This window comes from Boseongicola sp. (assembly GCF_057460485.1).
Genome location: NZ_JBVCWP010000192.1, coordinates 1 through 7,287 on the forward strand (window position 1 = coordinate 1; position 7,287 = coordinate 7,287).

The 7,287-nt window shown below is 57.9% G+C and carries 8 protein-coding genes and 1 pseudogene; 8 read left to right on the forward strand and 1 reads right to left on the reverse strand.

Annotated elements, in window-relative coordinates:
* Together AC221Y_RS17315 and AC221Y_RS17320 are read left to right on the forward strand one after the other, a co-directional pair.
* Positions 1-148: pseudogene (locus AC221Y_RS17315) on the forward strand (aldehyde dehydrogenase family protein); the annotation flags it as partial.
* A gap of 9 nt (positions 149-157) precedes the next feature.
* Positions 158-904: an SDR family oxidoreductase gene (locus tag AC221Y_RS17320; protein ID WP_299753320.1), complete on the forward strand. Its 747-nt coding sequence runs from the start codon at positions 158-160 to the stop codon at positions 902-904.
* 3 nt (positions 905-907) lie between these two features.
* On the opposite strand, the gene AC221Y_RS17325 is transcribed toward AC221Y_RS17320, so the two are convergent.
* Positions 908-1,219, reverse strand: a complete 312-nt coding sequence (locus tag AC221Y_RS17325) for a hypothetical protein (protein ID WP_486707853.1) — start codon at positions 1,217-1,219, stop codon at positions 908-910.
* A gap of 169 nt (positions 1,220-1,388) precedes the next feature.
* Here AC221Y_RS17325 and AC221Y_RS17330 point away from each other — a divergent pair, with 169 nt between their 5' ends.
* The 6 genes from AC221Y_RS17330 to AC221Y_RS17355 form a co-directional block, all read left to right on the forward strand.
* Complete coding sequence (locus AC221Y_RS17330; RefSeq protein WP_486707854.1) at positions 1,389-2,837, forward strand: FAD-linked oxidase C-terminal domain-containing protein; 1,449 nt, start codon at positions 1,389-1,391, stop codon at positions 2,835-2,837.
* Between the two features lie 72 nt (positions 2,838-2,909).
* Positions 2,910-4,088, forward strand: coding sequence for an FAD-binding protein (locus tag AC221Y_RS17335; RefSeq protein WP_486707856.1), 1,179 nt, complete (start codon positions 2,910-2,912; stop codon positions 4,086-4,088).
* Positions 4,088-4,408, forward strand: a complete 321-nt coding sequence (locus tag AC221Y_RS17340; protein WP_299758037.1) for a hypothetical protein — start codon at positions 4,088-4,090, stop codon at positions 4,406-4,408. Before AC221Y_RS17335 ends, AC221Y_RS17340 begins: the two co-directional genes overlap by 1 nt.
* Before the next feature lies 1 nt (position 4,409).
* Positions 4,410-5,732 (forward strand): glycolate oxidase subunit GlcF, encoded by a 1,323-nt coding sequence (gene glcF, locus AC221Y_RS17345; RefSeq protein WP_299758038.1) that lies wholly within the window; start codon positions 4,410-4,412, stop codon positions 5,730-5,732.
* Between the two features lie 65 nt (positions 5,733-5,797).
* Complete coding sequence (locus tag AC221Y_RS17350) at positions 5,798-6,649, forward strand: trypsin-like serine peptidase (RefSeq protein ID WP_366141767.1); 852 nt, start codon at positions 5,798-5,800, stop codon at positions 6,647-6,649.
* Between the two features lie 15 nt (positions 6,650-6,664).
* The coding region (locus AC221Y_RS17355; RefSeq protein WP_486707855.1) for a trypsin-like serine peptidase at positions 6,665-7,287 on the forward strand (623 nt) is incomplete at its 3' end.

Here is a 7,287-nt window from a genome sequence, read left to right on the forward strand (position 1 = left end):
TCAGGTTTTTCTGAACAACTACGGGGCTGGCGGCGGTGTCGAGTTGCCGTTCGGCGGGTCCGGGCTTTCGGGGCATGGGCGCGAAAAAGGGTTTGAGGCGCTGTATGGGTTTTCGGTCCTGAAAACTGTGGCGGCGTTTCATGGGTAGGGGAATGACATGCGATTGAAGGATAAATGCGCAATTGTGACAGGCGGCGCGTCTGGGTTCGGAAACGGCATTGTGCGCAAGTTTGTCGCGGAAGGCGCGCGGGTGGTCATCGCTGATATGAACCGTTCCGGTGCTGAGGCATTGGCCTCGGAACTCGGTGACGCTGCAGCCGCGGTGCAGGTGAATGTCGCCGTCAACGCAGATGTGGCCGCGATGACGGCCTTTGCGTTGGAGCGTTTTGGGCGGATTGATATCCTGGTGAACAACGCCGGCATCACCCACATGCCCGCAGCGATGGAAGACATCAGCGAAGAAGATTTCGACCGTGTTTTCGCAGTGAACGCAAAATCGGTCTACCTGACCGCGCGCCACATCGTGCCTCTGTTGAAAGCCCAAGGTGCGGGGGCAATTTTGAATGTCGCCTCTACCGCTGCCGTAAGCCCGCGCCCGCGTCTGTCCTGGTACAACGCCTCGAAGGGGTGGATGACGACCGCGACAAAAGGCATGGCGGTCGAATTGGCACCGCACGGTGTCCGCGTGAACGCGATCAACCCCGTCGCAGGCGAGACGCCGCTTTTGAAGATGTTCATGGGTGAGGACACGCCAGAGGTCCGCGCGAAGTTTTTGGCGACCATTCCTATGGGGCGGTTTTCTACGCCAGAAGATATGGGAAATGCAGCGTGTTACCTCTGCTCGGACGAAGCCAGCATGGTCACGGGTGTCTGTATGGAAGTGGATGGTGGACGCTGTATCTGAGCGTTATTCCGGCAGGTCGACAGCCAGCTGCGCCTCGCCCCATCCATCGGCGTTGGTGCGGGCCTCGATAAAGACGCGTGCGGTTGCCTCCGGGATTTCCACTCCTGACAGCGAGCGCGTGAAGGGTTGCTCGTCCACGTGCGGATGAAACAGCGTGCGCGTGCCGAGCACTGTGCCGTCTTGGGTCACGACGCGCCATCCGTCGGCGTAGTCGTCCCAGCCCGTGTCTGCGTGACGCAGAGTGACTGAAAACGTCCAATCTGACCCGCTGTCCCGCGCCAAGGCGTCCTCGATTTTCGCATCGTCAGCAGGCACGGGTCCAGCGATGAGAATTGACGCAAAAACAAAAGGAAGAGAATTTGTGATTATTGCCTTCATTTCCCTATAGTGAAGGCCGGCGAGGAACGGCGCCAATCACAATTGCTTGCATAGTTTGGAAAATTGGTTATAAAAATTTACCAATTGATCCGAAGGGAGGATTTCTATGGAAATGCCAAAGCCAGATCCGCGTGTTTTGGGGCTTAAATCCAAACTTGTCGCGCGCCTTCGGGACGTCTTGCCACAAGACGCTGTCATTGATGACGAGATCCAAACGCGTGTCTATGAATGCGACGCCTTGACGGCATACAAGTGCCCTCCGCTTTGTGCGGTCCTTCCGGCTTCGACCGAGGAGGTCTCGGCCGTCTTGAAAATTTGTCATCAGGAAGGCGTTCCAGTTGTGCCGCGCGGCTCGGGAACCTCGCTGGCGGGCGGGGCCTTGCCGACGGCAGATTCGGTGATTTTGGGTGTGGCGCGGTTGAATGGCGTGATCGAGACCGACTACGACAACCGCTTCATTAAGGTACAGACCGGGCGCACGAACCTAAGCGTGACCGGCGCCGTTGAAAGCGATGGCTTCTTTTACGCGCCAGACCCTTCGTCTCAGCTTGCCTGTGCAATTGCGGGCAATATCGCGATGAATTCAGGCGGGGCGCATTGTCTGAAATACGGTGTGACGACGAACAACCTTCTTGGGGTCAAGATGGTGATGATGGACGGCACGATCGTTGATATTGGCGGCGCGCATATGGATGCAGGCGGTTATGATTGGCTTGGTCTGATATGCGGGTCCGAGGGACAGCTTGGTGTTGTGACCGAAGCGACATTGCGGATCTTGCCAAAACCCGAAGGCGCGCGTCCGGTGCTGATCGGCTATAAAAGTGCCGAGATTGCAGGAGCTTGTGTCAGCGATATCATCAAGGCAGGGGTCCTGCCGGTAGCGATAGAATACATGGACCGCAAAGTTCTTGAGGTGGTTGAGCGTCACGCGAAGGCAGGATATCCCGATTGCGAAGCGCTGTTGATTGTCGAAGTGGAAGGCTCTCCGTCCGAGATTGACGAACAGCTAGGGTTGATCAAACAGATCGCGGCCAAGCACGATCCGGTTGAATTGCGCGAAGCCAAAGACGCGGCCGAAGCGGGTCGAATATGGCTGGGCCGAAAATCGGCCTTTGGCGCGATGGGTCAGATCAACGATTACATGTGCCTTGACGGGACAATCCCCGTTTCGTCGCTGCCCCATGTGCTGCGGCGCATCGGTGAGTTGTCGAAAGAGTTCGGCCTGGAAGTGGGCAACGTGTTCCACGCAGGCGATGGCAATATGCATCCGCTGATCCTGTTTGACGCCAATAAACCGGGTGATCTTGAAATCTGCGAAGAAATGGGCGCTGAGATTCTGAAGCTGTGCGTCGAAGTCGGCGGTTGCCTAACGGGCGAACATGGTGTCGGAATCGAAAAACGCGATCTGATGAATGTGCAGTTTGCGCCAGAGGATCTTGAGGTGCAGATGCGGGTGAAGGACGTCTTTGATCCCGCGTGGCTTCTTAATCCGGCGAAAGTGTTCCCATTGGCCAGCAGCGAGAGCCGGCGCGTGCAAGTAGAGGCAGCTGCATAAGATAAGGTTTGGGGGCTATTTGCCCCCAATACCCCAAAAGTATTTCCACCAAGAAGAAGGACGGGCCTCGTGATTGAGCCGACAACAGAACTTGAATTGTCTGAGGCCGTCCGCGACGCGGTTGGCCCACTTTCGATCAGGGGGGGCAACACGCGCGGAATGGCGCCAGCCGCCGGCGATCCGCTGTCTGTTGCGCGCGTATCAGGCATCTCGCTGTATGAGCCGGGCGCGCTGACAATTGTTGCGGGCGCGGGCACGCCACTGTCCGAAATTGAAGACGCGTTAAAGCAAGAAGGGCAGATGCTGCCGTTCGAGCCGATGGATCATCGCCCCATGCTTGGTGCGGATGGCACGCCGACGATCGGTGGCGTGGTGGCGGCAAACGTCTCGGGTCCGCGCAGGTTGCGGGCGGGCGCCTGCCGGGACTCGCTGATTGGCGTGCGTTTCGTCGATGGTCGTGGCGTTGCGTTGAAGAACGGTGGTCGTGTCATGAAGAACGTGACGGGCTATGATCTGGTTAAGCTTTTGTCTGGGTCTTATGGCACCTTGGGTGTGCTTAGCGAAGTGAGCTTCAAGCTTTTGCCAAAGCACGATGCAACGGGCGTTGTATCCTTGCATGGGCTGTCATTGAGCGACGGAGTGGCAGCGATGGCCGCAGCATTGGGCTCGCCCTACGAGGTTTCGGGGGCAGCGATGACGCCGGGGGTCGATGATGGGGCGGGGTCTGTGGTCAGGTTGCGTCTGGAAGGGTTTGAGAACTCGGTCGCCTATCGCGGTGCGCAATTGCAGAGCGTTCTGAAAAAATTCGGTGCGGCAGATATGGCGATGGGCGGTGAAGAGGACTGGCGCGCGGTGCGTGATGTTGATGCTTTTGCCGACAAGACCTGCATCTGGAAAATTGCGATCAAAGCAAGCGATGTACCGCAAATGCTGGAGACCGGCATCTGGCCGAACTTTGGCTGCGACGCGCTTTTGGATTGGGGCGGGGGGCTTATCTGGGTTGGTTGCGACGAGGCTCAACTTGCCGCGATCTCCGACGATCCTATTGAAGGCGCCGCTCGTTTACACGCGGCATTGCAAAGTTACATGCAAGTCGTCGGAGGCCATGCAACACTTGTGAAGGGCCCCGTGGCGCTGAAAGCGCGCGTGCCGGTCTTTCAACCCGAAGCCACCCCTTTGGCGGGGCTTGCGACAGGGCTACGCGCACAATTTGATCCGCGTGGCATCCTAAACCCCGGGATCATGGGCTGATGGAAAGTGAAACCTTTGCGTTCATTGCGATGCCCGCTTTCGGGGCACTTATCGTGGGCTATCTTTTGACCGACTGGCGGCTTGCCGGAGCGGTTGCCGCGGGTTGCTTCGGGCTTTTATTAATCTTGCCCGGTGCGGAGCCAAGCATTGCAACGTTTGTTCTGCCGATCCTTCTTGGGGCTGCGGCCGGGGCGCTTGTTTTGCTGCCCTTTCTGAGATTTCTTCCGGATACCACAATTTGGGGGCGCATGACTGTTGCGATCATCGCTGCCCTTCTGGCGTCTGTTTTCAATATCTCAATTCTCGCCGGGGGCGCCTGATATGCAGACGACATTTACTGAAGAACAGTTGAAGGTTCCCGCGATCAAGCGATCAAACGAGATTTTGCGATCCTGCGTGCACTGTGGGTTTTGCACCGCGACATGCCCAACCTATCAGGTTCTGGGAGACGAGCTGGATAGCCCGCGCGGCCGCATTTACCTCATCAAGGATATGCTGGAAAATGACCGACCTGCGGATGCGAAAACGGTCAAACATATCGACCGCTGTCTGTCGTGCCTTGCCTGTATGACGACCTGTCCTTCGGGCGTTCATTATATGCACCTCGTCGATCATGCGCGGGCGCACATTGAAAAGACATACAAGCGCCCCCTGTTCGAGCGGCTCCTGCGCTGGACGCTGGCGCAAATCCTGCCCTATCCGGCACGGTTCCGCATCGCCCTTCTGGGCGCCAAGATGGGTCGGCCTTTTGCGCGCTTTATGCCCGATGCCCGGCTGAAGGCGATGTTGGAAATGGCGCCGAAAGTCATCCCCCCTGTTAGCCGCAACGACGATCCGCAAACCTTTGAAGCCAAAGGTGAAAAGAAGATGCGGGTGGCGCTGATGACCGGCTGCGCGCAACGTGCGCTTAACACCGATATCAACGATGCAACGATCCGGCTTTTGCGACGGTTTGGCTGTGAAATCATCGTGGCAGAAGGCATGGGATGTTGCGGTGCGCTTGTGCATCACATGGGCAAAGAAGTCGAAAGCCACGCCGCGGCGGCGAAAAACATCAAGGCCTGGATGGCCGAGGATCGCGCGGGCGGATTGGATGCGATTGTGATTAATACCTCCGGATGTGGCACGACCGTTAAAGATTATGGCCATATGTTCCGCAATGACCCGATGGCCGAGGACGCGGCACGGGTCAGTAACCTGGCGATGGATGTGTCGGAAGTTCTGATGAAGCTGGACTTGCCTGAAGGCGTCGCTGAAAAGGTGCGCGTGGCTTACCACGCCGCGTGTTCGCTGCAGCACGGGCAGCAGATCAAGACCTACCCGAAGGATCTTTTAAAAAAGGTCGGATACGAGGTCGTCGAGCCGCGCGATTCTCATCTTTGTTGTGGATCTGCAGGGACTTACAATCTCATGCAGCCCGAGATTTCTCAGGAACTGAAGGGGCGCAAGGTGAAGACGCTGGAAGACAAATCGCCTGAAGTTATCGCGGCGGGTAACATCGGCTGCATGATGCAGATCGGCTCGGGCACGGACATCCCGATTGTGCATACGGTCGAGCTTTTGGACTGGGCGACAGGGGGGCCAAAGCCGCCAGCGTTTAGCCAATCCAACACGGGCGCGCCTGCAATTCCCAACCTAAGATAACAATTCTCCGTCATAATCTTGTCCAACCGGCAATCTAAGCAGAAGATGGGTCGAGGAGGGACGCGATGGGGAATGGTCTGAAAGCCTTGTTTTTGGCGATTGCTTTGGCAGCGCCAGTATCTGTGTCGGCTGACGAAGACGATGCGGCAACCGGATTGACGGCTCTTATGACAGCCTATGAAGCGCGCGGTTGGGAGGGTGTCGGACGTTTGAACATCGGCTATGGCGGCATGTGCACGGGCGCATTGATCTCGCCTCGGTTGGTTTTGACCGCTGCTCACTGCATGATTGATCAACGCACCGGGGGGGACATCGAGGCGCGCGACGTGACGTTCCTTGCGGGATGGCGCAACGGCAGGGCCTCGGCGTCGCGCAAGGTGCGGCGGGCGGTTGTCCATCCGCGATATGAATACAATGGCCCCGGCGGAGAGCTGAGCGTCGCGAACGATCTGGCGCTTCTTGAACTTGTTAGCGAAATTCGCCTTGCGCATATTCAGCCGTTCAAAACTGCAAGCCGCCCCCGCAAGGGCGCTTCGGTTGGTGTTGTGTCCTATGCGCATGATCGTCAAAACAGCCTATCATTACAGGAAGAATGCCACGTGTTGGCCCGTCGGGATGGAGCGTTGGTCTTGTCTTGCGATGTGGATTTTGGTTCCAGCGGAGCCCCGGTTTTCGCGGACGTTGACGGCGAGCCGCAAATCGTTTCTGTGGTTTCGGCCAAGGCGATGATCCGGGGTCGCAAGGTCTCTCTGGGAACCAACCTTGAAAAACCGCTGGATGAGCTGATGGATATGATGGCATCCGGGGACGCGGTTTTGAACGCCGGTACGACAACGGCGAGACGTCTGTCTGTCGGGGGCGGCAATGGTCTGGCGCTTTCTGGGGGCGATTCCGGCGCGAAATTCGTGAAGCCCTAGCGCCTTGACCAGACCGTGCCGCTTGACCACCATATGACGATGGTTTTGCGCTTCTTTGCACATCTGGTCCTCGCCACTTCGCTTGCCGCACCTGCATGGGCTGATGTTTCGGCAGTTGGCCGGCTCGAGAACACATCGACCAATCAAACTTGCTCCGGGGCGCTCGTTTCGCCGCGCCATGTGTTGACGGCTGCACATTGCATTGGCGCGTTGCGCAATGCCGAAGACGTATCCAACGCAGAGATCCTGTTTCGTCCCGGGGCGCTGAAAAACGGCCCGGTCTTCAGGGTGACTGACGTCGCTATGCATCCGCTTTTCAAGCAGCCTCTAGCGCAAAACCGTTGGAAGTTGCGGTTCGACATGGCGCTCTTCACGCTGGGCGCCGAAGTGCCCGCACCGGTTGGCAAAGCGCTTTTACCGGGCCGTGAAGCCGAAGTCGGCGAGACACTCTTTTTGGTTAGCTGGCGTGCTGGTGCGCCGGCGCCGCCGCGGCAACGGGCCTGTGAGGTTGTCGATGGTGTAGAGGGCCTCGTGACGGTGGCTTGTGCAGTCGCGGGCGGCGAAAGTGGTGCACCGCTCCTCAGAAAAACCCAAGCAGGGCTAGAGCTTGTGGCGGTTCTCTCAAGTTCTTCAAGTCA

What these genes read in the sequence shown, in the direction of transcription:
- AC221Y_RS17320 (WP_299753320.1), top strand. Translation starts at nt 158, where the DNA reads ATGCGATTGAAGGATAAATGCGCAATTGTGACAGGCGGCGCGTCTGGG.
- AC221Y_RS17330 (WP_486707854.1), top strand. Translation starts at nt 1,389, where the DNA reads ATGGAAATGCCAAAGCCAGATCCGCGTGTTTTGGGGCTTAAATCCAAA.
- AC221Y_RS17340 (WP_299758037.1), top strand. Translation starts at nt 4,088, where the DNA reads ATGGAAAGTGAAACCTTTGCGTTCATTGCGATGCCCGCTTTCGGGGCA.
- glcF (WP_299758038.1), top strand. Translation starts at nt 4,410, where the DNA reads ATGCAGACGACATTTACTGAAGAACAGTTGAAGGTTCCCGCGATCAAG.
- AC221Y_RS17350 (WP_366141767.1), top strand. Translation starts at nt 5,798, where the DNA reads ATGGGGAATGGTCTGAAAGCCTTGTTTTTGGCGATTGCTTTGGCAGCG.